The sequence below is a fragment of the Pseudomonas taiwanensis genome (genome assembly GCF_013393345.1).
GTDB lineage: Bacteria > Pseudomonadota > Gammaproteobacteria > Pseudomonadales > Pseudomonadaceae > Metapseudomonas > Metapseudomonas resinovorans_C.
In genome coordinates, this window is sequence record NZ_QJRF01000045.1 from 13892 (window position 1) to 38172 (window position 24281).

At 63.9% G+C, this 24281-nt stretch carries 23 protein-coding genes; 11 read left to right on the top strand and 12 right to left on the bottom strand.

Going from position 1 to position 24281, the window contains the following annotated elements; translation table 11 throughout:
- Positions 1-51: 51 nt before the first annotated feature.
- Both DM872_RS08645 and DM872_RS08650 read right to left on the bottom strand, forming a co-directional pair.
- Positions 52-1071 (bottom strand): hydroxyquinol 1,2-dioxygenase, encoded by a 1020-nt coding sequence (locus tag DM872_RS08645; RefSeq protein WP_179059086.1) that lies wholly within the window; start codon positions 1069-1071, stop codon positions 52-54.
- Between the two features lie 37 nt (positions 1072-1108).
- A complete protein-coding gene (locus DM872_RS08650) occupies positions 1109-1603 on the bottom strand; it encodes a hydroxyquinol 1,2-dioxygenase (protein ID WP_179059087.1) in 495 nt (164 codons plus the stop codon).
- Between the two features lie 425 nt (positions 1604-2028).
- On the opposite strand from DM872_RS08650, the gene DM872_RS08655 reads away from it, so the two are divergent.
- Positions 2029-2466 carry a hypothetical protein gene (locus tag DM872_RS08655; RefSeq protein ID WP_179059088.1) on the top strand — a complete coding sequence of 146 codons (438 nt, stop codon included), beginning with the start codon at positions 2029-2031 and terminating at the stop codon, positions 2464-2466.
- Positions 2467-2742: 276 nt separating this feature from the next.
- Here the strand turns inward: DM872_RS08655 and DM872_RS08660 are convergent, their stop codons facing one another.
- The 3 genes from DM872_RS08660 to DM872_RS08670 all read right to left on the bottom strand — a co-directional run bounded on the left by DM872_RS08660 (position 2743) and on the right by DM872_RS08670 (position 7174).
- Positions 2743-3714: a CobW family GTP-binding protein gene (locus tag DM872_RS08660; RefSeq protein ID WP_179059089.1), complete on the bottom strand. Its 972-nt coding sequence runs from the start codon at positions 3712-3714 to the stop codon at positions 2743-2745.
- A 24-nt stretch (positions 3715-3738) separates the two neighbouring features.
- On the bottom strand, positions 3739-5475 hold the full coding sequence (locus tag DM872_RS08665) for an amidohydrolase (RefSeq protein WP_179059090.1): 1737 nt from the start codon (positions 5473-5475) through the stop codon (positions 3739-3741).
- Positions 5476-5590: 115 nt separating this feature from the next.
- Positions 5591-7174, bottom strand: coding sequence for an amidohydrolase (locus tag DM872_RS08670; RefSeq protein ID WP_179059091.1), 1584 nt, complete (start codon positions 7172-7174; stop codon positions 5591-5593).
- A gap of 153 nt (positions 7175-7327) precedes the next feature.
- On the opposite strand from DM872_RS08670, the gene DM872_RS08675 reads away from it, so the two are divergent.
- The 5 genes from DM872_RS08675 (at position 7328) to DM872_RS08695 (ending at position 12468) form a co-directional block, all read left to right on the top strand.
- Positions 7328-8233 carry a LysR substrate-binding domain-containing protein gene (locus DM872_RS08675; RefSeq protein ID WP_179059092.1) on the top strand — a complete coding sequence of 302 codons (906 nt, stop codon included), beginning with the start codon at positions 7328-7330 and terminating at the stop codon, positions 8231-8233.
- Between the two features lie 242 nt (positions 8234-8475).
- Positions 8476-9567, top strand: coding sequence for an ABC transporter ATP-binding protein (locus DM872_RS08680; protein ID WP_179059093.1), 1092 nt, complete (start codon positions 8476-8478; stop codon positions 9565-9567).
- An 84-nt stretch (positions 9568-9651) separates the two neighbouring features.
- On the top strand, positions 9652-10767 hold the full coding sequence (locus DM872_RS08685) for an ABC transporter substrate-binding protein (protein ID WP_179059094.1): 1116 nt from the start codon (positions 9652-9654) through the stop codon (positions 10765-10767).
- Between the two features lie 10 nt (positions 10768-10777).
- Complete coding sequence (locus DM872_RS08690) at positions 10778-11614, top strand: ABC transporter permease (protein WP_044874530.1); 837 nt, start codon at positions 10778-10780, stop codon at positions 11612-11614.
- Positions 11615-11622: 8 nt separating this feature from the next.
- The gene (locus tag DM872_RS08695) at positions 11623-12468 is read left to right on the top strand and encodes an ABC transporter permease (RefSeq protein ID WP_179059095.1); all 846 of its coding nucleotides are present in this window, start codon (positions 11623-11625) and stop codon (positions 12466-12468) included.
- Between the two features lie 297 nt (positions 12469-12765).
- Here DM872_RS08695 and DM872_RS08700 read toward each other — a convergent pair whose 3' ends face one another.
- Positions 12766-13500 (bottom strand): class II aldolase/adducin family protein, encoded by a 735-nt coding sequence (locus DM872_RS08700; protein WP_179059096.1) that lies wholly within the window; start codon positions 13498-13500, stop codon positions 12766-12768.
- Positions 13501-13613: 113 nt separating this feature from the next.
- Between DM872_RS08700 and DM872_RS08705 the strand changes: the two genes are divergently transcribed.
- Positions 13614-14498 (top strand): LysR substrate-binding domain-containing protein, encoded by an 885-nt coding sequence (locus DM872_RS08705; protein ID WP_256873333.1) that lies wholly within the window; start codon positions 13614-13616, stop codon positions 14496-14498.
- A gap of 113 nt (positions 14499-14611) precedes the next feature.
- Here DM872_RS08705 and DM872_RS08710 read toward each other — a convergent pair whose 3' ends face one another.
- From DM872_RS08710 to xth, 3 genes are all read right to left on the bottom strand, one after another.
- Positions 14612-15637, bottom strand: coding sequence for a LacI family DNA-binding transcriptional regulator (locus DM872_RS08710; RefSeq protein ID WP_179059097.1), 1026 nt, complete (start codon positions 15635-15637; stop codon positions 14612-14614).
- 177 nt (positions 15638-15814) lie between these two features.
- Positions 15815-17425 carry a 5-guanidino-2-oxopentanoate decarboxylase gene (locus DM872_RS08715; RefSeq protein ID WP_179059098.1) on the bottom strand — a complete coding sequence of 537 codons (1611 nt, stop codon included), beginning with the start codon at positions 17423-17425 and terminating at the stop codon, positions 15815-15817.
- 111 nt (positions 17426-17536) lie between these two features.
- On the bottom strand, positions 17537-18322 hold the full coding sequence (gene xth, locus DM872_RS08720) for an exodeoxyribonuclease III (RefSeq protein WP_179059099.1): 786 nt from the start codon (positions 18320-18322) through the stop codon (positions 17537-17539).
- 194 nt (positions 18323-18516) lie between these two features.
- Here xth and DM872_RS08725 point away from each other — a divergent pair, with 194 nt between their 5' ends.
- Complete coding sequence (locus DM872_RS08725) at positions 18517-18837, top strand: thioredoxin family protein (RefSeq protein ID WP_179059226.1); 321 nt, start codon at positions 18517-18519, stop codon at positions 18835-18837.
- A 6-nt stretch (positions 18838-18843) separates the two neighbouring features.
- On the opposite strand, the gene ilvA is transcribed toward DM872_RS08725, so the two are convergent.
- Together ilvA and DM872_RS08735 are read right to left on the bottom strand one after the other, a co-directional pair.
- On the bottom strand, positions 18844-20424 hold the full coding sequence (gene ilvA, locus DM872_RS08730) for a threonine ammonia-lyase, biosynthetic (protein WP_256873334.1): 1581 nt from the start codon (positions 20422-20424) through the stop codon (positions 18844-18846).
- A 234-nt stretch (positions 20425-20658) separates the two neighbouring features.
- Entirely contained in the window at positions 20659-20853 is a 195-nt protein-coding gene (locus tag DM872_RS08735) for a hypothetical protein (protein ID WP_179059100.1), read from the bottom strand.
- A gap of 156 nt (positions 20854-21009) precedes the next feature.
- Here DM872_RS08735 and mltA point away from each other — a divergent pair, with 156 nt between their 5' ends.
- The 3 genes from mltA (at position 21010) to DM872_RS08750 (ending at position 23735) form a co-directional block, all read left to right on the top strand.
- Positions 21010-22188 (top strand): murein transglycosylase A, encoded by a 1179-nt coding sequence (gene mltA / locus DM872_RS08740; protein WP_179059101.1) that lies wholly within the window; start codon positions 21010-21012, stop codon positions 22186-22188.
- Complete coding sequence (locus tag DM872_RS08745) at positions 22185-22691, top strand: GNAT family N-acetyltransferase (RefSeq protein ID WP_179059102.1); 507 nt, start codon at positions 22185-22187, stop codon at positions 22689-22691. Before mltA ends, DM872_RS08745 begins: the two co-directional genes overlap by 4 nt.
- A 75-nt stretch (positions 22692-22766) precedes the next feature.
- Positions 22767-23735 carry a sensor domain-containing diguanylate cyclase gene (locus tag DM872_RS08750; RefSeq protein WP_179059103.1) on the top strand — a complete coding sequence of 323 codons (969 nt, stop codon included), beginning with the start codon at positions 22767-22769 and terminating at the stop codon, positions 23733-23735.
- A gap of 388 nt (positions 23736-24123) precedes the next feature.
- Here the strand turns inward: DM872_RS08750 and DM872_RS08755 are convergent, their stop codons facing one another.
- The gene (locus tag DM872_RS08755) at positions 24124-24261 is read right to left on the bottom strand and encodes a hypothetical protein (RefSeq protein ID WP_179059104.1); all 138 of its coding nucleotides are present in this window, start codon (positions 24259-24261) and stop codon (positions 24124-24126) included.
- Between the last annotated feature and the right edge of the window lie 20 nt (positions 24262-24281).

The following is a 24281-nucleotide window of genomic DNA, read 5'->3' on the forward strand; positions in this document are numbered from 1 at the left end:
TGTGAATGGCATGAAATCGTTCCTTCCCCCAGAGGGAGAGGGGCAGTGGAATCAGAACTCCACCGGGTACGGCGGCAGCTCACCGCTCTCGTAGCGTTGCGGCAGGTTCGGCGTGGCGTTCTCCCACACCAGCAGCATGGAGCGCTTGGTGGAGTAGCCCTGATGGCGGATGTCCGCGGGCATGGCACAGATGTCGCCCGGACGCATGGTGATGCGGGCACGCGGCGCGCCATCGTCCTTGTCACCGACGTCCCAGATTATTTCGTCTGAGAGTTGCAGGAACCACTCCACGCGGTCATTGCCGTGGAACACCGGGAGGATGAATTCCTCGGTGGTCGGGCAGAACAGGCTGGCCTTGCACACCGAGCTGACCGAGGGGTTCCAGGTCACGTCGGAGCGGGACAGGTATTTGTAGAGGTTGAAGGCATGCAGCTCGCCTTCGAAGCCTTCGGCGACATGGATTTCCGGCTCATCCTGGGGGACGTCGGCGAACTGGCGGTTCACCGGCAGGTCGTTGCGCAACGGCGAATCATCCGGCAGGCCCGGCATGCGGCGGGTGGCGACGCGGAAGCGCTCGATGGCCTCGATGTTGTCGCCATTCTTGCGGCCAAAAGCGCTGCCGGTTTCTTCCGGTGCAGCGAATGGGTCGAAGCCGGCGTTGGTCCAGTCGCGCAGGATGGCCTTGAAGGTGGCCATGATCTTCGGCGTCTCGAACTGCTCGGTGTAATCGACGCCCGCCTCGCGCAGCACGCCGTTGAAGGTGCCGGCGTAGAGGTCGACCTTGCCGTAATGGTTGCGGGTGCCGATGACTTCATCGAAGTTCACCCACCCATAGAAGAAGCCCCAGGCCACGTCGCGCATGGTGGCGCGCAGGAAGGCGTCGGCGGGAATCAGGTGCGAGCGCTGCTGACCTTTGGCCGGCCACTGGATGCGCGCGAAATACTCGTCGCGAGACAGGGTGAAGGCACCCAGTTTGAAGGTGCGGTAGCCGGTGACGGCATCGGGCAGGCTGGCTTCGACCTCATCGGCGGCGAAGCTGGCGGAAGTGTCGAGGGTTTCGAGCATGGCCATGGTGGATGTCCTCTTGTTCTGGTTGTGGGTCAGGCGGTCACTTCAGGCAGATGTCTGCCCACTTCTCCACCGACAGCGGCCCCTTGATGGTCTGCAACAGCAGCACTCCGGGACGCGCACTTTCGAAGCGGTAGGCGCAGCCCGCCGGCAGCAGGGCCTGGTGACCGCGCTTGAGCAGCACATAACCCATCGGGCGCCCCTTGGGCTGCTCGCCGGCCAGGTGCGTGCCTTCGCCATCCACCAGGGGTTCGTCAAGCTTGAGGAAATCCACCCGCACCTCGCTGTCCACGGAAATGGCGAACTCGTCGTGGGCGGCGGTGTACCAGGGCGAGGTGCCCTCGGCGCGCAGGGTTTCGATGACGTAGCCGAGGTTCAGGCCGACCACCACCTTTTCATAGGGGGCGGAACGGCTGGCGACGTCGAAGATGTTGGAGAACGCGTAGTGGCGGGCTTCGCCCTGGATGATCTCGATCGACCCCTTGCGATGGTCGTCGAGCGAGCCGAAGACGGTATGGAACGCGGCAGTGCTCATCTCATTCACCGTTTGTTGTTGTAGTGGTGAGTGAACGTTACGAGGGGCGCCTGCCGCCAACAATTCCAGGCCGGGCGACAACAGTGTTTGCAAAACGCGAACAGTGCACGAGACGCTCTATCTCGGCACTTTCAGCGAGACATGCGGTTGACTTCGCCGGGCAGAAGGTCGGTTGGGGATTGCTTTAGGAAGACTCTATCGAACAGATAAATCGAGTTAATCGATTATTCCGCCCCACAGAAAAGGTCTTTCCAGCAAAGGCACTAACATCCCAATGAATCATCTAACGCTTTGTTTTTATTTAACTTAAATAACTATCACTGACATCGATGGCAACCATCATCGAGGATCACTTCTTCATCGAAATCACATCAGTAACATGGGCCCCACAGACGAACACCACCCCCCTCACCAAGGTGCCCAAAATGAAAAAGCAAATCCTCGCCAGCCTGTTCATCGCCAGCCTGTCCGCCACTGCTTTTGCCCTGCCCCAGGGTGCCGTTGTCGCTGAAGGGGGTTCCGACCGCACCAGCATCCACCGCGTAGCCGAAAGCGGTGCTGACCGTACAGGCGCCAACCGCATCGCCGAGAACGGTTCCGATCGCTCCGAGTCTCTGCGAGTTGCTGAGGGTGGTTCTGATCGCACCAAAGGCTTCGATGTTGCCGAAGGTGGCTCCGATCGCACCAAGGGCTTCGATGTCGCTGAAGGCGGTTCCGATCGCACCAACGGCTTCGATGTCGCCGAAGGCGGCTCCGATCGCACCAACGGCTTCGATGTCGCTGAAGGCGGCTCCGATCGCACCAAAGGCTTCGATGTTGCCGAAGGTGGCGCCGACCGCACTGGTGCCAACCGCATCAGCTGATCCCGGAGCACCGTTCAGAGGCAGGCAATCACGATGTATGCAGTTCCTCGAAAGGCAGAAGGCGCCACATGTGGCGCTTTCTTCTTTTTGGGGAAGGAAGAATCGATCGACCTGTGGGGGCGATTTCAATCGCTGAGCGGACCGCAGGTACGCCCTTCGGAGATACAACGACAGCTGAGCTGCCCTTAGCGAATGAATTCGCCCCCACAACAAAAGCCCACTTTCGCGCTGGCCCTGTAGGAGCGATTTCAATCGCGATGCGGACCGCTGACAGCCTCAGGCCACACACGCTTCGAAGGTCGCCTGCATCCGCGCAGCGTCAATGCTCCCGCGCTTACCGATAAAGACCAGCTGAGTGTAGCGTTCGCGCCCCTCCCAACCTGCTTCCGGCAGGATCTCGCTGCGGCTTCCCACCAGGTGCAGGATGCAACGCTTGCCCGGCGCCTCGGCGATCTGACAAACCCCCTTGGCGCGGTATATCTCCGCCGGCAAGGCAGCCAACGCTTGGCGCAGAGCTTTCAGCGACATCGGCCGCTCACTGGTGAAACTCCAGGTCTCGAAGATCGCCGAGTGATCCTCCTCCTTCGAGCTCGCCACCGCCGGAGCGGCCGTGATGGCAGCTGGACGGAAGCTCCACCCCGCCTTGAAGCGCCCTACTCCCAGCACCAGTTCCAGCGGAACCCCTCCGTACTCGCTTTCCAGCAGCCGGGCATTGGGATACAGCCAGCGCGCCTTGAGGGCGTCAAGCTGGTCGCGACTGACTCGATCCACCTTGTTCAGCACGATGATGTCGGCCACATCCAGCTGTTCCATCGCCAGCTGCGCCATCTCGCCGTCCAGGGATTCGAATTGCTCGGCGTCCACCACCGTCAGGATGCTGTCGATTGCCAGGGCGTCTCGGAATTGCGGATAGCGCAGGGTGTTGGCGATCTTGCTCGGGTTCGAAACCCCGCTCGCCTCGATCACGATGTACTCGGGGCGATTGGTGCGGTCGTCCAGGAGTCGCCCCAGTTGCTCGATCAGGTCGCTTTCAACGGTGCAGCAGATGCAGCCGTTGGCGAGGCTCACCGTCGTCTGCGTCTGGCTGACGATCAGGTCGCTGTCGATGTTGATTGCACCGAAGTCATTGACCATCACCGCCATGCGCAGGCCGTGGTCGCTGTTGAGGATGCGGTTCAGCAAGGTGGTCTTGCCGGCGCCGAGAAAGCCCGAGACCAGGGTCACGGGAATGGGGGCGAGTCTGCTCAAGGGCTTGTCTCCTGGCCGTTTACATCAGAAGTTCGGCAGCTCGAAGCGCCAGGTAGCGACATGGCTGGTGTCGTCGAACTCGCCATGACGGTCCCAGGTCACCTCGCCTTCCAGCAAGGTCAGTTGTACTTGGGTGTTGTGGATGTTGCCCTTGGGCTCCACCTCGAAGAGATTGCGGTCGAGCACGATCAAGTCGGCGGACTTGCCCACCTCGATGGACCCAGCCTTGTCTTCGATACCCATGCACCAGGCGCCGTTGATGGTCATCACGCGCATGGCCTGTTCCAGGCTGATGGGGTTGCCGTAGAAGCGCCCTTCTTCATCGCCATAGGGATTCTCGCGGGTAACCATCGCCTCGAAGCCAATCCAGGGGTTGATGCTGGACACCGGCCAGTCGGTACCCATGACCGCCACACCGCCGTGCTCCAGGACACCCTTGAAGTTGTAGGCGCGCTGCATCCGGTCTTCACCGAACACCGCGCGGGCATTGGCGAAGGAGGACGGGAACCAGCCCACCGGGGAGAACTCGGCAGTGACATTGAGTTCGGCGAAGCGCGGCAGGTTGGCATCCAGCAGCGTGGTGCTGTGGGCGCACTGGTGGCGTACTCCGCTGTAGCCGTTGCGCCGACGCGCTTCGGCCACGGCATCGAGGAACAGGTCCGACGCACCGTCGCCGGTGCAGTGGGCGATCACGCGGATGCCCCTGCGGTCCATGTCCACCACCATGTCGGTGATGTGTTCCGGGGTGAGGTTGAGGTGACCGCGCCAGCTGGCATCACCCGGCCAGGCGCTGGACAGGTAGGACGAACGGGATTCGTGGGTGCCGTCGAAGTGGAACTTCACTGCGTTGGCGTTGAGTCGGGCGCTGCGGTAGTAGTGGCGCTCCCCGGCAAGCAGTTCCCAGCGACGCTTCACCGGGAAGATGTCGTCCTGCCAACTGATGGCGGCTTCGACCCGTACCGAAAGTTCACCGGCCTGGTCGATGGTTTTCAGTGCGTTGAGGCGATGTTCGCAGACGTGGACGAACTTGGTGCCCACCACGCCATGACCGCTCTGGAACCAGACGCCCTCGCGGTAGGCGCGCTTCAGCGCGTGTTGCGGGGTGGGCGGCATGGCGGCGTGCATCAGCGCATAGGCGCCGTCCACCAGGATGCCTGTGGGCTCGCCGGTGACGCTGTCGCGCTCGATGTAGCCGTGGCGCGGGTCCATGGTGTCGGCATCGATGCCAGCCAACTCCAGGGCACGGGAGTTGACCATCATGCAGCCCCAGGAACGGTCGAGGATGGCCACCGGACGACCTGGCAGGACGCTGTCCAGCCAGTGACGATCAGGCACCAGGCCGGCCTGGCGGAAGGTGTAGCGGACGAAGTACTGACCGTACACCCAACCATCACCGGGGTGGGCCGCTGCATAGTCGAGGATGGACTGGCGCACCTGCTCCGGGGTCGGGTCTTCCACGCCCACTTCCAGATAGCCCGCATAGCCGGGGGCCAGCTTCAGGTCCGGATGGGTGTGCATGTCGTAGAGGCCGGGCATGACAAAACGGCCCTTCAGGTCCAGCACCTGGGTGCGCGGACCGATCAGGCTGGCCATGTCGGAGGTTGCCCCCACCGCGACGAAGCGCCCGCCTCGAATGGCCACGGCTTCAGCCCAGGAATTGGTCTCGTCCACGGTGTAGATGCGGCCGTTGGTCAGCACCAGGTCGGCAGCACCGGTCGGGCCTGGAACGTTGCTGGAGCGGTAATCGGTGGGGTTACCCATGGCAGTGACACCTTCTTCGGAAAAAGCGCGGGCTTTCCACCCGTCTTGGCAGAGTCAGTCTTGAATCGTTGGGACCGTGATGAGGGCGCGCCCGGTTCGCAGGCGCACCGCCGTTTCATTCGTCGTCGCGGGCGGGAATCCACCACTCTTCACCGCGCACGGTGCGGATGTACTCCGGCCAGCGATAGCGGTGCGGCGCCTGGAAATCCTTCGGCAGCAGCGGCGCTTGCCAGCGACTGCCGCCGATGCCGCCACCGGTGCGCTCGACGAACTCGGCGCGCGCTGCAGCCAGCAGGTCCGGGCGGGTCAGCAGGTCCACCAGGGTCGCGGCGATGGTCTTGGCCGCAACCTGGATCATCGGGTCGATGGTCTGGCGAATGCCGCCTAGGGCGTTGGCCACCCAATCGGGATAGGTGTAGCCAGCCGGCGCCGAGAGCATCGGCCGCGCGACCAGCAGGCGCACGGTCGGGCAATGCCAGGTGTATTCCGGGTAGTCGTCGGAGGTCAGGTGCTTCTGCCAGGCCGGCATCTGCAGGCGCATCTGGCGCTCGCACTCCTGCGGCTCGATCAGTTCTTCGGTGGCCGGCAGGAAGGGTTTTTCCATCGGTTCCAGACCCAGGTTGGCCTGGATCTCCTGGGCGATCTCGATCGCTTCATTGCCCCAGCGCGGTGCGCCGACCAGCGCCAGGTTGTCGTAGGTGGCCTGGGCCATCACGTGGTTGGGCAAGCCGCCACGGGACTTGCACACCCAGGTCTTCTTCCACTGGCAACCGGTGGCCAGTGCTGTAGCGGCAGCGTTGTTGTCCATCACCTGGGCGATGGTTTCGGCCTGCTCGATGGAATCGCAACGCAGCAGGTACTGGATCTGCGAAATGTGCGGCGGCAGGTTGTCGGCAGTCGCCTGCCCGGCAGTGAGAATGGCCTCGTTATAGCTCCACAGGCCGGTGAACGGCAGGGTGGAACGGCGCAGGCTTTCGTTCAGGGTGTAGAAGTGCACCAGCGCATCGTTGGCGCCCGGTGCGCGGGCTGCCAAGTGGTTCTGCGGAATCGGGCTGTATTTGTCCGAGGCGATCCAGTTCTGCGGGTCATCGCAGGTAAAGGTGTAGATGTACGCGTAGGCGATACCGCAATGGGTATCCCAGGTGGTGGTGTTGTTCAGCGGCAGCATGTAGGTGGGGTGGAAGCTGATGGCCGCATCGATATCGTCGTAATAGCCCTTGGCAGCATGCACCGGCTTGGAGGCGCGCAGCTTTTCCGCCGGCTCGCCGAAGAACTTCAGGGTGCCCTGGATACCGTGCTCCAGCATCGCCGCCTTGGCCGCCAGCAGGCCACCGAGGGCACTGATGCCCAGTGCCGAATGCGGGTCGGTATGACCGGGAGCGAAGCGCGACAGGCCGTCACGCGGCATCTTGCGGGTCGCCGCGGCCTGGCAGTTGCCGGGCACCGCGTCGTACTCGCCGTAGGTGGCCACCACCGGGCCTTCACCGTTCTTGAAGGTGGCGCAGAATGCCGTGGGCATGCCACCGCTGCCCTCCTCAACCTCGAAGCCTTCCTTGCGCAGCAACTCGACGTACCAGGCACAGGACTTGTACTCGCGGAATGCCGGTTCCGCGTAATGCCAGATGACTTGGTGCCAGTCCGAAAGGGTCTTGTGCTGCTGCGCCACCCATTCCAGGGCGAATTGCTTGGGCTCGTGCATGAAGGAGGTTCCTTGATGGTGTGACCGGGCCCGTCCGTGCAGGGCCAGCGGTGGGCTGGCCCTAGTATTGTTGAGTCGAGCGATACAACAATCGATTTATTTCGCCACTAATGTTTAGATATTTTCACCTCACACCAGTATTCCGGAGCTGCCATGCGCTTCCCCTCGATGACCGCCTTGCGCGCCCTGGACGCCGTCGCCCGTCTGGGCAGTGTGTCCGCCGCCGCCCATGAGCTGAACCTGACCCGAAGCGCCATCAGCCACCAGATCAGCAGCCTGGAAGAGAGTCTTGGCTTCACCCTGACCGAACGCATCGGCCGCGGCATTGGCCTCACCTATCGCGGCGAACGCTATGCCCGGGAGGTCCACCGCATCCTTTCCAACCTGGAGGAAGCGAGCCGACGCCTGGATGACCAGGAAATCTCCGGACGCCTCTGCGTCAGCTGCAATCCCGGCTTCGCCACCTACTGGCTGTGCCATCACATCGGCGGCTTCCTGCGCCAGTACCCGCAAATCCAGTTGCAGCTGATTTCGCCCCGCACGCCAGACCACGTTGCCAATACAAACGTCGACCTGTTCGTCGCCTATGGCATTGGCGACTGGCCTGACATGTCGGTGGAGCAGATCGTCGCCCTGCGCTTTTTCCCCGTGTGCAGTCCGCGCCTGATCAACGCCATGGGCGGCCTCAAGAACCCGCAGGAACTGGCCGGATTCCCGCTGCTGCACATGAGCGACTACAGCGACTGGCGGGTCTGGCTCGCCGCCGCCGGTGCCTCCAGCGTGGATGCCGGCACCGGCATCGTCTTCTCCGATGCCCACTGCGCGCAGTCCGCGTGCATTGCCGCTCAGGGCGTCGGCATGGGCGACAACCTGATCAGCGGCGACGCCCTGGCGCGTGGCCTGCTGGTGCGTCCATTCGAAATCGCCATCGACTCCCATCGTGGCTATTACCTGGTAGCCGACCCGCAGAAGGCTGAACGCCCGGCTGTACAAGCCTTCAGCAACTGGGTGAAGACACAGCTGCAAGCCTCTACACAGATCTGGCACGAACACCGCTGAGCCTGCTTTTGTAGGAGCGAGCTTGCTCGCGAAGCTTTGGTGCTGGCTCGTTCGCGAGCAAGCTCGCTCCTACAGAAGGACGGCGTACAACCCGCGAATTTCGGCCCACTGAATGTCCAAAAAAACTAAACATTAAGGGAGAAATAATTCCATTGATGTAGCGCTCCCTTTGACAATAATGGCCAAAACGCCCAATCCGGGACCCATTTGCGAGTCCCAGCACAACAAGGGGAGTAACCAGCGTGCCAAGCAGTCAGGCCATCCAGCTCAGCGCCCAGGGGATCAGGAAGCAGTACGGACATTTCACCGCCCTGGACGGCATCGACCTGGACATCCGCCAGGGTGAGTTCCTCACCCTCCTCGGCCCGTCGGGTTCAGGCAAGACCACCCTTCTGATGATCCTCGCGGGTTTCCTCGAAGCCAGCGCCGGCCAACTCATGGAGAACGGCGTGGATATCAGTCGCCGTCCCGCCGAGAAACGCAACTTCGGCATGGTGTTCCAGGGCTACGCGCTGTTCCCCCACATGTCGGTGGAAGACAACGTCGCTTACCCGCTGCGCATCCGTGGCGTGAAGGCAGAAGAGCGCCAGCGGCGCGTCAGGCACATCCTCGAAGTCGTAGGCCTTGGCGCGCACATGAAGAAGAAGCCGGCTGAGCTCTCCGGTGGTCAACAACAACGCGTCGCCATCGCCCGCGCGCTGGTGTTCGAGCCGGACCTGCTGCTGCTCGACGAACCCCTCTCCGCGCTGGACAAGAACCTGCGCGAGCAGCTCCAGGCAGAACTGCAACGCATCCACCGCCAGGTGGGCACAAGCTTCGTGTTCGTCACCCACGACCAGGGCGAGGCGCTGGCCCTCTCCACTCGCATTGCGATCTTCAACCAGGGTCGCCTAGCCCAGGTCGACAGCCCGGAAGACATCTACGACCGCCCCAACAGTCGCTTCGTCGCAGAGTTCCTCGGCAAGATGAACCTCTTCCCCCTGGCGGACCTGACCCGCAATGGCGCCAACGCCAGCGGCCGCTGCGGCGACAACCAGTTGCACGCCGCCGCACCCCAGGCACTGGGCGATCAACCGAAGCTCTTGGCGGTACGCCCCGAGCACATGGACCTGCACACCGAACGCCCCGACCTCAGCGGGCACAACATCGTCGCCGCGCACCTCACGGAAAAGGTCTACCAGGGCGCCAGCACCCACCTGGCCCTGAAGCTGGGCCAGGACGCCCCGGCCATCAACCTGGCGGTACCGGGCAACCACCCCGGCGCCCAACTGGCCAGTGGTACACCGGTATGGCTGAGCTGGCCGGTACAGCGCAGCTTCCTGCTGGATGCCTGAACCCGCGAACCCCATTAGTTCGACTGCCTCCCTACAACAACAATCGGCCGCGCCCCGAAGGGCGGGCCACGCGAGGAATTGCCCATGAGCCAGGAACATCAGCGCGACTGCATCGAAGTCCTCATCGAGAAAGCCCGTAACGGGCAGATCAACCGCCGCACCTTCATCCAGGCCATGGGCCTGCTGGCCGCCGCGCCGCTCGCCATGCGCAGCGGTATCAGTTGGGCCGCCGACGGCAAGCCGCTGGTCGTCGTGAACTGGGGCGGTGATGCCCTGGACGCCTTCCGCCGCGCCTGGACCGACAGCTTCAGCAAGAGCACCGGCATCCAGGTTCGCATCGACGGCGCCGGCCCGACCGAAGGCGCCATCCGCTCGCAGCTGGCCAGTGGCAAGCCGAGCTGGGACGTCGTCGACGTGGACAGCTACAGCGCCATGACCCTTGGCCGCGACAAGATCCTCCAGCCGCTGGACTACAGCGTCATCCAGCGTGGCCAGGTCGCCCCCGGCCTGTCCCACGACCACGGCATCGCCGGCTACCTGTTCAGCTACGTGATGGCCTGGGACAGCGAGCAATTCGGCGACCAGGGGCCGACCAACTGGGCCGATTTCTGGAACGTGGAGAAATTCCCTGGCAAGCGCACCCTCTACAAGTGGATGAACGGCATGTTGGAAGCCGCCCTGCTGGCCGACGGCGTACCGGCAGAGCAGCTCTACCCGCTGGACGTCCCGCGTGCCCTGCGCAAGATCGACGAGCTCAAGCCCCACGTCCTGTCGTTCTGGAGCTCCGGTGCAGAGAGCCAGCAGTTAATGATCGAAGGCGAAGTCTCCATGGGCGCCATCTGGAGCACCCGCGCCAAGCTGCTCGCCGAAGACAGCGAAGGCCGCATCCGCTGGGGCTACGACAACGGCTTCCTCAACGCCAGCAGCTGGGCCGTCCTGCAAGACAACCCGGCCGGTAGCCAGGCAGCGATGGGCTTCATCCAGCACGCGTTGCAGCCGGAAGGCCAGCTCAAGCTCTTCGAACTGCTGGGTAATGGTCCGTCCAACGGCGCCACCCAGAAGCTGATGACGGCGGAGCAACGCGAGGCGGATTGCGCGTCCGAGGAGAACTTCAAGAAGCAGATCTTCCTCAACACCGAGTGGTACGCCGACAACTACGCCACCACCCTGGAACAGTACCTGACCCACCTTTCCAAGTGAGCCGCCGCGCATGAGCACAACCCACTCCGCCAACCTGGAGCGCAGCCTGCTGCTGATCCCTCTGCCCCTGCTGCTGGTGGTCTTCTACCTGCTGCCGTTCCTCGGCGTAGTGGGCTGGAGCTTCACCCTGCCGGAGCCCGGTATCGAGCAGTACCAGCGCATCGCTACCGATCCCGCCATCCACGACATGCTCTGGCGCACGCTGCGCCTGTGCCTGACGGTCAGCACCCTGGCGCTGGTCATCGGCTACCTGCTGGCCTACTGCTGGGTGTTCAGCCCGCCGTTCTGGCAACGCATGGTGGAGATCTGCATCTTCATCCCGTTCTGGATTTCGGTACTGGTGCGGGCGTTCGGCTGGCTGATCGCCCTGCGCAGCAACGGCGTGCTGAACGGCGGCCTGATGGGCCTCGGCCTCATCGACTCGCCGTTGCAGCTGACCCGCAATGAAACTGGCGTGGTCATCGGCATGCTCCACTTCATGGTGCCTTACGCCCTGTTCCCGCTGCTTTCCAGCATGCGCCAGCTCGACCAGCGCGTACTGCTGGCATCGCGAGGCCTCGGTGCCGGCGCCCTGCGCACCTTCTGGCAAGTCCTGCTGCCGCAGACCGTACCGGGCCTGCTGGGCGCCTTCATCATGGTCTTCGTGTTCTGCCTGGGCTTCTTCATCACCCCGGTGCTGCTGGGCGGTGGCCAGACCGTGATGATCGCCGAGTACGTCTTCCTGCAGATGTTCCAGACCAGTAACTGGGGCCTGGGGGCCGCACTCAGCGTGGTGCTGCTGGCCCTGGTCAGCGCCCTGATCTGGCTGCTGCTGCGCATAACCCGTGTCAACCGCCTGGTGGGCTGAGGTCAATCATGAATACACATAAAACGGGCCTTTCCACCCGCCTGCTCGCCACCGTGGCCATGGCCTTCATGCTGTTCCCGCTGCTGACGGTCATCCCGGTGTCGTTCACCAGCAAGCGCTACCTGTCGATGCCCAACGGCAACTGGTCGCTGCGCCACTACGAAGCCCTGCTGGGCAACCCGGAGTGGATGGCGAGCATCCTCCAGAGCCTCGGTATTGCCTTCGCCACCAGCCTGATCGCCACCGCCCTGGCGGTCAGCTTCAGCCTCGGCATCTGGTACCTGCGCTCGCGCCTGGCCACCGTGCTGATCGGTCTGGTGCTGCTGCCCATGGCGATTCCGCCGGTGATCTCCGCGCTGGTCCTGTACTTCATGGAGACCAACCTCGGTCGCATCGCTCCCGGCTTCGGCTACGACACCATTCCCGGCGTGATCATCGCCCACGTGGTGATGGTGGTGCCCTACGGCGTGGTGACCATGCTGGTCGCCCTGAGCCAGATCGATCGCCGCATTGAACTGGCCTCGCGCAACCTCGGCGCCAGCCTGATGCAGACCACTTTCCTGGTGGTGATGCCCAACCTCAAACTCGGCATCGCCTCCACCGCCCTGCTCAGCTTCGCGCTGTCGTGGGAGGAAGTGGCGGTGACCCTGTTCATCACCAGCGTCGACGTCAACACCCTGCCCCGTCGTATCTGGGGTGGGCTGAGGGACAACGTCGACCCGAGCGTGGCAGCCATTTCCGTGCTGCTGATCGGGGTGACGCTGCTGGTACTCTGCGCGCGGCTACTGCTGCAGTACCTGGCAGAGCGCAAGGCCAGGGAGGCCACGACCAGGGCGGCGACCGCGCCAGCCTGATACGAAAAAGCCCGGACCTGATCCGGGCTTTTTTGTTTTGGAATACGGACTGTAGGAGCGAGCTTGCTCGCGAATCTTGGAGGTCGGAGCAGGCCTGTTACCACCCTCACCCCCGCCCCTCTCCCGCAGGAGAGGGGTGACTCGCGCCGGCAGCGCCATGCCATCCGGCAATCGCGAAACCCTGTGGGGGCGATTTCAATCGCTAAGGGCAGCGCAGTTGCCCCACTGCCCCTCCAAGGGCGAACCTTCGGTCCGCTCAGCGAATGAATTCGCCCCCACAAAAAGCACAGCCAGCCCTCAGCTGCGGAACGACGAATCGATCCGATCCAGCCGACGCAATTCCGCCTGCCAGACCAGGTCGACGCTTTCCAGGTGGTAGCGGTCGTTGTTCAACTGGCGCGCGGTGAACTCACAGGCGTCGTGGTCGGGGATGATCAGCGGCCGGCCCGCTTTCATCGCTTCCAGCTGAATCTCGCAGGCCTGGTTCAGGTAATACATCAGGAAGTAGGCCTCGGCCACGCTGCGGCCGACGGTGAGCAGACCGTGGTTGCGCAGGATCATTGCCTTGCTGTCGCCCAGGGCGGCGACGATGCGGGCACGGACTTCCAGGTCCAGCGGCACGCCTTCGTAGTCGTAGTAGGCCAGCCGGTTATAGAAGGTCATGTTGGTCTGGTTCAGCGGCAGCAGCCCTTCCTCCAGCGCCGCCACGGCCATGCCGGCCATGGTGTGGGTATGCATCACGCACACCGCGTCGTGGCGATTCATGTGGACGGCGCTGTGGATGGTGAAGCCGGCTGGGTTCACGTCCGGCGAGCCGGCTTCGAGCTTGTTGCCGTCGACGTCGATGGCCACCAGGTTGGAGGCGCTGACCTCTTCCGGACGCAGGCCGTACTGGTTGATCAGGAAGGCCGGTTCGTCCCCCGGCAGACGCACGGAAATGTGAGTAAAGACCTGGTCGCTCCAGCCGTTGAGGTCCAGCAGTCGGTAGGCAGCGGCAAGGTCGGTGCGCAGTTGTTGTTCTGTCGTGTTCATCGGTTCTCCCGCAGGCAAATGGCGTGGTCGAAAGCGGCCAGCCTATGGCCGCTTGCTGGTTACGGGATATCGATTTATCTTCCGCAAATTCATTCCAAATCGTAATGAACCCCATGCGCCGACAGCTGCCCAGCATGATCTCCCTCACCTGCTTCGCCGCCTTCGCCCGGCACATGAGTGTCACCCGCGCGGCAGAAGAACTGAGCCTCACCCAGAGTGCCGTGAGCCGACAGATCAAGAACCTTGAAGACCTGCTGGGCCGCCCCCTGGTGGAGAAGGTGCGCCAACGCCTGCTGCTGACCGAATACGGCCGCCGCTACGTCGAGGAAATCAGCCCGCTGCTGGACCAATTGGAAGCCGCCACCCAGCGCATCAGCGCCACCAACTCGGGGCGTCTGCGGGTTGGCGCCGAACCCTCGCTCACCACCCGCTGGCTATTGCCGAAACTGAAGGCCTACGGACAGCTGCACCCGGAGATCGAACTGCAGGTGATGAACGACCTGCATCGCCTCTACGGGCTACTGGAGGGCTTCGACCTCGCCGTGCTGTTCGGTGACGGCCACTGGCCGGGGTTCGAGGCCAGACGCCTGATGGGCGGCGAGATGGTGGCGGTCTGCACGGCGGAACTGCTCCAGCGTCACGGCCCGGTGATCGAGCGCCGGGACATCCTGCGCTACCCCCTGCTCCACCACAGTGCCCTGGCCGACCAGGGCAAGTCCTCCACCCAGATCTGGCTCCAAAGCGCTGGTCTGTCGCCCAGGGAAATCGACGCCCTCCCCGGCCAGCGCCTGGAGCATTTCCAGTTCGTGCTCGACGCGGCCCTGCACGGCCTCGGCATAACCGTACTGCCGCGCTATTTCGTGGCGCCTGAGGTGGAGGCCGGTCGGCTGGTGGTCGTAAGCCAGGAGCCGCTCGAGTGTGGCGACTACTACCTGGTGGTACCGGAGGGATGTCGGGATGCCAAGGTCAGGGCGTTCGCCGACTGGCTGTTGCGCTGACGCCCTGTGGGGGCGATTTCAATCGCTAAGCGGACCGTAGGTTCGCCCCTGAGACATACGGGGGCGGCTTCGCCACCCTAAGCAAATAAATTCGCCCCCACAGAAAAGCCAAGTCAACGCTGAAGCGCTGTCGACTCCCTCGCCATCAGTTCGCTGCCCACGTCCACCAGGGCATCCCATTCGCCTTCGCCGCGAATACGCTGGCAAAGCAGTTCGACCGTTGCGTTGGCCACGCGCTCGGCGGGAATCCGCACGCTGGTAAGTGACGGCGTGGCCACTCGGGCGATGGGCAGGTCGCCGAAGCCGCAGATACCGAGTTCATCCGGAACCCGGATGCCGAGGCGCTGGCAGGTGAAGATCGCGCCGATCGCCGGCATGTCGTTGGTGAAGAAGGCTCCGTCGCAGTCGACTTCGCCACGCGCGAAGCGCTGGATCACGTCCACGCCGTCATCAATATGCGGCACGGGCGAGGTGTTGAGACGCAGGGGTTCGATGCCCAGACCATCGACCACGGCCTGGCGGAATCCGGCGAAGCGCAGGTTCTCCCGCTCGTCATCGAAGCCGAAGAACGCCGGCTTGCGATAACCACATTCCACCAGGTGGCGACCGGCCGCCGCACCCGCTGCCCAGTTGGAGAAGCCCACGACCTGCCCCACGGGCGTACGCGGCACGTCGCCTTCCGGCAGGTCCCAGAGTTCGATCAGGGGGATATCCGTGGCTTGCAACAGTTCCAGGGTTTCGGGGGCGTGGTAGCCGTAGGCGAGGATCAGCCCGTCCAGCTGACGTCCGAGAAAAGCGCGCAGCAGCTTGCCTTCCTCTTCCTGGGAAAAGCGGGTTTCACCGATCAGCAGGTGGTAGCCGGCTCGTGCCAGCCCTTGCTGGAGGATCTCGATGGTGGCCGCGAGGATGGGGTTGGTGATGGTGGTGATCAGGGCACCGATGATGCCGCTACGTCGCGTGACCAGTTGGCTCGCCGCCAGGTTGGGGACGTAACCCAGTTCGCGTACCGCCTGCTCGACCTTCTGCCGGGTCCGCTCGGAAACCATGTCCGGTTTGCTCAGCGCCCGCGACACCGTCATGCCAGAAACCCCGGCCAATTGGGCGACGTCGTGCAGCGTGGGTTTGCTCTTGGTCGACATCCTGGCCTCTGGCGCCGCGTTCAGGGAGGCGCATTATCCCTATCGGCACCCCAAGGAGCACGAATTTGTGGGGGCGAATTCATTCGCGAAGGGCAGCGCAGCTGCCCCCTGGGTCTCGAAAGGCGAACCTGCGGTCCGCTCAGCGATTGAAATCGCCCCCACAGGACACCTGCTTCGTTACTGCAGGAACTCCGCGTGCTCCCACACCTCGATCACCGTCGGGCGGTCAGCCTTGGCGGCAGTCTTCAGCAGCTCGGCCAGGTGTTCCAGGCTTTCGGCCTTCTCGGCGTTGCAGCCGAAGGCGCGGGCAAGGCCCTGGAAGTCCGGGGTGTAGATGTCGACGCCGATGGTGGGGATGTCGCGGTTCTTCATGTAGCGCTTGATCTCGCCGTAGCCGCTGTTGTTCCACAGCAGCACGATGATCGGCGCGCCGGCCTCCACGGCCGAGGCCAGTTCCGGCAGGGTGAACTGGATGCCACCGTCGCCGATAAGCGCGATCACCGGGCGATCCGGCGCAGCCAGCTTGGCTCCGACAGCCGCAGGCAGGCCGTAGCCGAGGGTGCCGTAGCCGGTGGCGGAGTTGAACCAGCTGCGGGTGCGGGTGGCTTCGAACAGGTGGTTGCCGGAGTACACAGGCTGGGTGGAGTCGCCTGCGACGATCAGGTCCGGCAGGGTCTGCTGCAGGGTTTCCAGGACCTTGCGCTGGCCATTCCAGGTTTCCGGCCATTGGGCGTCCAGCTCGGCACGCACGGCGGCGGCGCGCTTCGAGCCGGCACTCTCGGCATTGAAGGAAGCGGTCGCGCCCAGCGCATCGGCCAGGGCAGCCATGGCCTTGCGGGAGTCGCTGAGGATGGCGATATCGGCCGGGTAGTTACGGTTCAGCTGCTCGGCGTCGATATCGATGCGGATCAGTTGGCTCTCGATACGGAAGTTGCCGTCGAACACCACGTCGTAGTCGGTCTCGCCCAGCTCGGTGCCGATGGCCAGCACCACGTCGGACTCCAGCACCATCTGGCGCACCGGCACCCAGGCCTGGTTGCAGCCCAGCGCCAGCGGATGGCCCTTGGGCAGCACACCCTTGGCGTTGATGGTGTAGGCGGTGGGCGCATCCAGCGCTTCGACCAGACGCTGGGCTTCAGCGCCCGCGTCGGCGCAGCCGCCGCCCAGGAGAACCAGCGGACGCCGGGCACCCTTGAGCATGTCGGCAGCGCGGGCGATGGCGTCCAGGCAAGGACCGGGACGGCTCGGCAGCGCGCCCAGCTTGCGGCGCACGTGGTCGGCCGGAGCGGTGATGACGTCGATCGGAATCTCGATGTGTACCGGACGCGGGCGCGCGCCATTGAACACGGCGAAGGCGCGGGTCAGTACGTCCGGCAGCTCGTCGGGGCGCATCAGGGTGTGGCTGAAGGCGGCGACACCGGAAACCAGGTTGCGCTGGGAAGGCAGCTCGTGGAGACGGCCGCCGCCCATGCCCAGTTGTTCGGTGTTGTTGACGCTGGAAATCACCAGCATCGGAATGGAGTCGGCGTAGGCCTGGCCCATGGCGGTGGTGATGTTGGTCATGCCCGGGCCGGTGATGATGAAGCACACGCCCGGCTTGCCGGACACGCGGGCGTAACCATCGGCCATGAAGCCTGCACCCTGCTCGTGGCGCGGGGTCACGTGACGAATAGCGGTATTGGGCAGGCCGCGATACAGCTCCACCGTGTGCACGCCAGGGATACCGAAAACGGTATCCACGCCAAAGCCTTCCAGCAGCTCAACCAGCAGTTCTCCGCAGGTCAACATGGGCAGTCCTCCAAAGGATCGGTCATCGAATGGGGCGCACTCTAACACCAGATTGTTAGCGTTAACATCACGCTTGTCAGATTTTTCTTCTACCCGGTTTCCACTCGTCCTTTAATCGATTTCCAACTCCACCCAGGTCGGTGCATGGTCGCTGGCCTTTGGTTCGCCGCGTACCCAGCGATCGACACCAGCATCTCGTAGCTTCGGGGCCAGCGACGGGGTGAGCAGCAGATGATCGATCCGCAGACCGGCGTTGCGCTGCCAGTGCTGGCGGAAATAGTCCCAGAAGGTGTAGATGCGCTCCTCCGGATATAGGGCTCGTAGCGCATCGGTCCAGCCCTGCTCCAGCAGACGCTGGTAACAGGCCCGGCTCTCCGGCTGTAGCAGGGCATCCTTCTGCCAGGAACGCGGGTTGTAGATATCGAAGTCCGTGGGCACGACATTGAAGTCCCCCGCCAGAACAACGGGGTGCCCGCTGGCCTGCAGTTCCCCGGCGCGCGCGATGAGTCGTTCGAACCACGCCAGCTTGTAGTCGAACCGCGGACCTGGCTGCGGGTTGCCATTGGGTAGATACAGGCACGCCACCAACACGCCGCGCACGGCCGCTTCCAGGTATCGACTCTGAATGTCCTCAGGGTCGCCCGGCAGCCCCCGGGAGGACTCCAGCGGCTCCTCGTCACGCGCGAGAATCGCCACGCCGTTCCACGACGCCTGCCCATGCCAGATGGCGCCATAGCCAGCCTTGCGCAGCTCCGCTGCTGGAAACTGCTTGTCCTGCATCTTCAGCTCCTGCAGGCAAGCCACATCCGGCTTCTCTTTCTCCAACCAGTGCAGCAGAGCAGGCAAGCGCGAACGCAGCCCGTTGACGTTGAAAGTGGCGATTCGCAACCGGCTCATACCCTGGTTCTCCTGCTCGCGGTTCTATGGAGGACAGGCCAGTGCCGACCAGGGTTCGAACGATTGGCGTGATCGGATTGAACCTTCCGCGCCGACGCGGGCTCGGAACAGACATGAAGCCACCAGGAGCATCGCCATGCCGTCCAATGCGCCCACTCCCTCGCCGGCCGAAAAGCAGGAGTGAGCCCGTGTCCATGACCACCAGCTACCTGGACAACGAGCCCAGCCCCACCGCGGTAGCGGCGCTCTCGGGCGCGACGCTGCTCGAGTTCGGCGCCTCATGGTGCGGCTATTGCCGCGCCATACAGCCACTGCTGGCAGAGGCGTTCGATGCCTATCCCGAAGTGCGCCACCTGAAGATCGAAGACGCCAAGGGGCGCCCCCTGGGTCGCTCCTTCCAGATTCGTCTCTGGCCGACCCTGATCTTCCTGCGCGACGGCCGGGAACTGGCCCGGCTGGTGCGCCCTACCCGCCTCGACGAGATCGAAGAAGCATTCCTGCGCCTGTTCGGCTGAACAGTCTCAACCGAGGAACAGCTTGCAGGCCGGGTTGTCGCTCTCTTCCCAATACGGGTAACCGATCTCGTCCAGCGCTTCGAAGATCAGGTGATTCTCGTCTTCCGGCACCTGCAGTCCGGCCAACACGCGACCGTCGGCGGCACCGTGATTGCGGTAGTGGAACAGGGTGATGTTCCAGCGCCCGCCCAGCTTGTTGAGGAAGTTGAACAGCGCCCCCGGACGCTCAGGGAATTCGAAGCGGAAAAGCCGCTCTTCGCCGATGTACGCGGCGCGGCCACCGACCATGTGGCGGACATGCATCTTCGCCAGTTCGTTCTCGGTCAGGTCGAGCACCGGAAAACCTTGCTCCTGCAGGCTTTCCACGAGGGCCGCGCGAGGATCGGTAAGCGGATGGGTCTGCACGCCGACGAAGATGTGTGCCTCGTCACCCGAGTTGTAGCGATAGTTGAACTCGGTGATCTGCCGCCGCCCCAGCGCCTCGCAGAAGGCTTTGAACGAACCGGGGCGCTCCGGCAGTGTCACGGCGATGATCGCTTCGCGCTTCTCCCCCAGTTCGGCACGCTCGGCCACATGGCGCAGGCGGTCGAAGTTGACGTTGGCGCCCGAATCGATGGCTACCAGGGTCTGGCCACTGGCGCCGTCGCGCTCCACGTACTTCTTGATCCCAGCCACGGCCAGTGCGCCAGCGGGTTCGGTGATGGAACGGGTGTCGTCGTAGATGTCCTTGATCGCCGCGCAGATCTCGTCCGCACTCACGGTCAGCACCTCATCGACGAAATGCCGGCAGACCTCGAAGTTGTGCGCGCCGATCTGCGCCACCGCCACCCCATCGGCGAACAGCCCGACCTGGTTCAGCACCACCCTTTCCCCGGCGGCCATTGCGGCCTGCAGGCAATTGGAATCCTCCGGCTCGACGCCGATCACCTTCACCTCGGGTCGCAGGTATTTCACATAGGCGGCGATGCCAGCGATCAGGCTGCCGCCGCCCACGGGCACGAAGATGGCGTCCAGGCGGCCGGCATGCTGGCGGAGGATTTCCATGGCGACGGTGCCCTGCCCGGCGATCACATCCGGGTCGTCATAGGGCGGCACGAAGGTCAGCCCCTGCTCCGCCGATAGTTCCAGCGCGTGGGCCAGCGCATCGGGGAAGGCATCGCCGTGCAGCACCACCTTGCCGCCCCGGGAACGCACGCCCTGCACCTTCAGCTCGGGGGTGGTGCGCGGCATCACGATGGTGGCCGCCACTCCCAGCTCACGGGCCGCCAGGGCCAGGCCCTGGGCGTGGTTGCCCGCCGAAGCGGCGATCACGCCACGCGCGCGCTCTTCAGCGCTCAACTGCACCACGCGGTTGTAGGCGCCACGAATCTTGAAGGAATACACCGGCTGCAGATCTTCACGCTTGAGCAGTACCTGGTTGCCGAGGCGCTCGCTCAGTTGCCGCGCAGGCTGCAGGGGCGTCTCGATGGCCACGTCGTACACCGGCGCGGCGAGGATCTTGCGCACGTAATGCTTGAGCAGGCTTTCGCGCTCATCCAGCGGGCGCTCGGTGAGTGGTTCGTCGGGGTGGCTGGTGAAGGTGGTCATGCTGGGCTCCTGGTTTCGATCTTGGCACCCAGGAGACAGAAGGAAAAAACCCGCCTCGAGGGCGGGTTTCTGTTTGGTCGTCGGCTAACCCGCCACTGCTGGAATGGCGGTAATAATCGCGGGGCCGGACAACCAAGGGAATTGAGTCATGGCGGGCAATCTAGAGGCCCGCAGTCCTACAGGTCAAGAAGAAAATGCACTCAACGAAAAAGGAAGGGGCCGATAACCGCACCGTCAGGAGACATGGTCGCGCACGATCCGCAGCTCGGCCGCGTCCTGGTTCATTCGCTGGATCACATTGAACAACTGCTCCTTCAGCACGGCGTCACCAATGCGATCGGCCGCGCGCATCACGGCCAGGGCGGCGTCCTCGTTGTTCATCGCCACGGCGTCCAGGGTCTTGCGGAAGTTTCTAACGGTACGGGTCACACCAAAGGCTCCAGAAAATCTGTGTGCACCCTATTAGATGAATATTTCTCTTTGATTTCAGTGGCTTGGATCAATGCTTCGGTCCGCCCAATTTGACGTTGCCAGCGCCATTCACCAAGCTACCGCCCTCGAATCGCTCATCAGGAACATCACGACGTGATTGCCCCTCTCTACCGTCGGGGCCGGCTGGCGCTGTGCGTCGCCGCCCTGCTCTCCTTGCTCGCTGGTTGCGACAAGGAACCCACCAAGCCCGAGCCACCTAAGGTCGACACCTACACCAAGGCGACCTGGGAAGAACTCCCCACCAGCAGCGACGCCGACGTCATCGCAGGCTTCAGCGCCTGGCGCTCGGCCTGTGCACGCCTGGCCAAGGACCCAGTCTGGTCCGCTACCTGCAGCAGCGCCGCTCAAGTGCCACAAGACCCGGCCGCCATCCGCACCTGGCTCAAGGCGCAGCTGGAGGTCTACAGCCTGCGCAACGCGCGCAACAGCCCGCAGGGCCTGATTACCGGCTATTACGAGCCGGTCTATGCCGGCAGCCTGGAACACAGCGAGCAGACGCCCGTTCCCGTCTACGGAATTCCCGAAGACATGATCGTGGTCGCCCTCGACAGCCTCTATCCGGAACTCAAGGGCAAGCGCCTGCGCGGCCGCCTGGAAGGCCGCGTGCTCAAACCCTATGACGATGCCGCCACCATCCGCACTCAAGGCGTCAAGGCGCCTGTCCTGGCCTGGTTGGCCGACCCGATGGACCTGCAATTCCTGCAGATCCAGGGCTCCGGACGCATTCAACTGGAGAGCGGCCGGCAACTGCGCATCGGTTACGCCGACCAGAACGGCCACCCCTATCGCCCGGTGGGCCGCTGGCTGGTGGAACAGGGCCAGTTGAAGCAGGAAGAAGTCAGCATGGGCAGGATTCGCGACTGGGCGAAAGCCAATCCGCAGCGGGTGCCGGAACTGCTGGCGAGCAACCCGAGCTTCGTCTTCTTCGGCCTCAACCCGGACAGCAACGAAGGCCCGCGTGGCTCGCTCAACGTGCCGCTCACCGCCGGCTACAGTGTGGCCATCGACCGCAAGGTGATCCCCCTCGGCAGCCTGCTCTGGCTCTCCACCACCCGCCCCGATGGCAGCCCGGTGATCCGTCCGGTCGCCGCCCAGGACACCGGTGGCGCCATTGCCGGCGAAGTCCGCGCGGACCTGTTCTGGGGCACTGGCGCCGAAGCGGGGGAACTGGCCGGCAACATGAAACAGCAAGGACAGATCTGGCTGCTCTGGCCCAAGGGCGTTCCGTTGCCTGGTTCGTCCGCAACACAGGTTCAAGGAGGTAAGTCATGAGTCTCGGCATCCGCGCGGAAACACCCGCCGACATCCCGGCCATCGAGGCCCTTACTGCCGCGGCGTTCGCCACTGCCCCGCACAGCAGCGGCACCGAGCAGTTCATCGTCAATGCCTTGCGCCGCGCTGGGCAATTGTCGATTTCCCTAGTGGCGGAGGAGAACGGAGAAATCGTCGGCCATGTGGCCCTTTCGCCGGTGACGATCTCCTCCGGTGCGCAGAACTGGTACGGCCTGGGTCCGATCTCCGTGGCGCCAGCGCGCCAGGGTACGGGGATCGGCTCGCGACTCATGGGAGCAGCCCTGGCGGCGCTGCGCGAACTGGGCGCGCAAGGCTGCGTGCTGCTGGGTGACCCTGCCTACTACAGCCGCTTCGGCTTCGTTGTACGGCCAGGCCTGGTGCTCCCCGGCGTACCGGCGGAGTACTTCCAGGCCCTGTCCTTCAGCAGCGAGTGGCCTGCAGGCGACGTCAGCTACCACGTGGCGTTCGAAGCCACTGCCTGAGCGGCGTTCGATTCGGTATAAGAAGGCTTTGCGCAAGGGAAGGCGCCAACCGAGTCGGCCAGTACGGGGGCAGCCATGAGCGACGACAGCGAATCCACCACCCAGGAGGTCTACAAGGCCCTGCTGGAATCCACCCGGGCGATCCCCTGGAAGATCGACTGGAAGACCATGACCTTCGCCTACATCGGCCCGCAGATCGAGGAGCTGCTGGGCTGGAGCCCGTCGAGCTGGCTCACGGTGAACGACTGGGCGGAACGCATGCACCCGGACGATCGCGACGCGGTCGTCGCCTTCTGCGTTTCCCAGTCCCAGGCGGGCACCGATCACGAAGCGGACTACCGCGCGCTGACGACCACCGGCGACTACGTCTGGATTCGCGACGTGGTGCATGTCATGCGTGATGCCGACGGTGAGGTGGAAGCGCTGATCGGCTTCATGTTCGACATCAGCGAGCGCAAGAAGGCCGAGCAGCAGCTCATCGACCTGCAGAAGCAGCTGGAGGAGTATTCCTACAAGGATGGCCTGACCGGAGTAGCCAACCGGCGCATGTTCGATTCGATGCTCGCCGTGGAATGGGCCAACGCCCAGCGGACGGGTGAGCCGTTGTCGCTGATCCTCCTCGATATCGACTACTTCAAGCAGTACAACGACCACTATGGCCACATTCAGGGCGATGACTGCCTGAAGAGCGTCGGTCGCGCGCTGATGAATGCGGCCATCCGCCCCCGTGACTTTGTTGCCCGCTTCGGTGGCGAAGAGTTCGTCCTGATCCTCCCGGGCACCGACGAACCCGCAGCCCGCCAAGTGGCCGAGCGCTGTCGCAAGCTGATCCGCGAGCAGTGCATTCCACACGAGAAATCCAGCATCGCCTCACTGCTCACCATCAGCCTGGGCGTCGGTACCGTCGTACCCCGCCATGACGAGTCGTCACTGCCCTTCATCCAGGCCGTCGACCGGCTGCTGTACCAGGCCAAGCAGCGCGGCCGTAATCGCCTGGAGTCGGCCCACTGGAGCAGCACGGCCACCGCCCTGGTTGGCGAATGAAAATCGACGCCTACGGGCAGGCTCCGTGCCTCGCCATTTCGCGAATGAATTCGCCCCCACAGGACTGTGCCGAAGGTGAGCCGGGAGTCACCCCTCGCCCTCTGGGAGAGGGGCCGGGGCGGGCCGCGTTCGGATGAGGGCTGTCATCGGCGGGCACGGTATCTGGATACAGCACGCGCTCTACGGTCGATTGGCCAGCACTAGTGGCACACCGCCAGATGCGAAAAAGATGCATTTTAGAGCTGCTCATCGTTCTTGAGCTTGGCCGTCACGGTATGAAGTGCCTCATTGCGCCTTGGCACCGTGACGGTCCTTTTTAAGGACCCTCTCTGGGCGACGCATCCCACCGAAAGACCCAGCCCCTCCAAAGAGGGGCTGGTTCGTTGCATCAGTGGAACCGTGGCCAGTGCCAATGATGGTGCTCGAACCACTCCTTGATTTCCGGACGGTTGCCCCACAGCACCATGCCGATGCAACCGAAGAACAGGCAACCGATGACGATCAGGCCCAGTGCATTGACGCTCATCGCACACCTCCGACTCATTC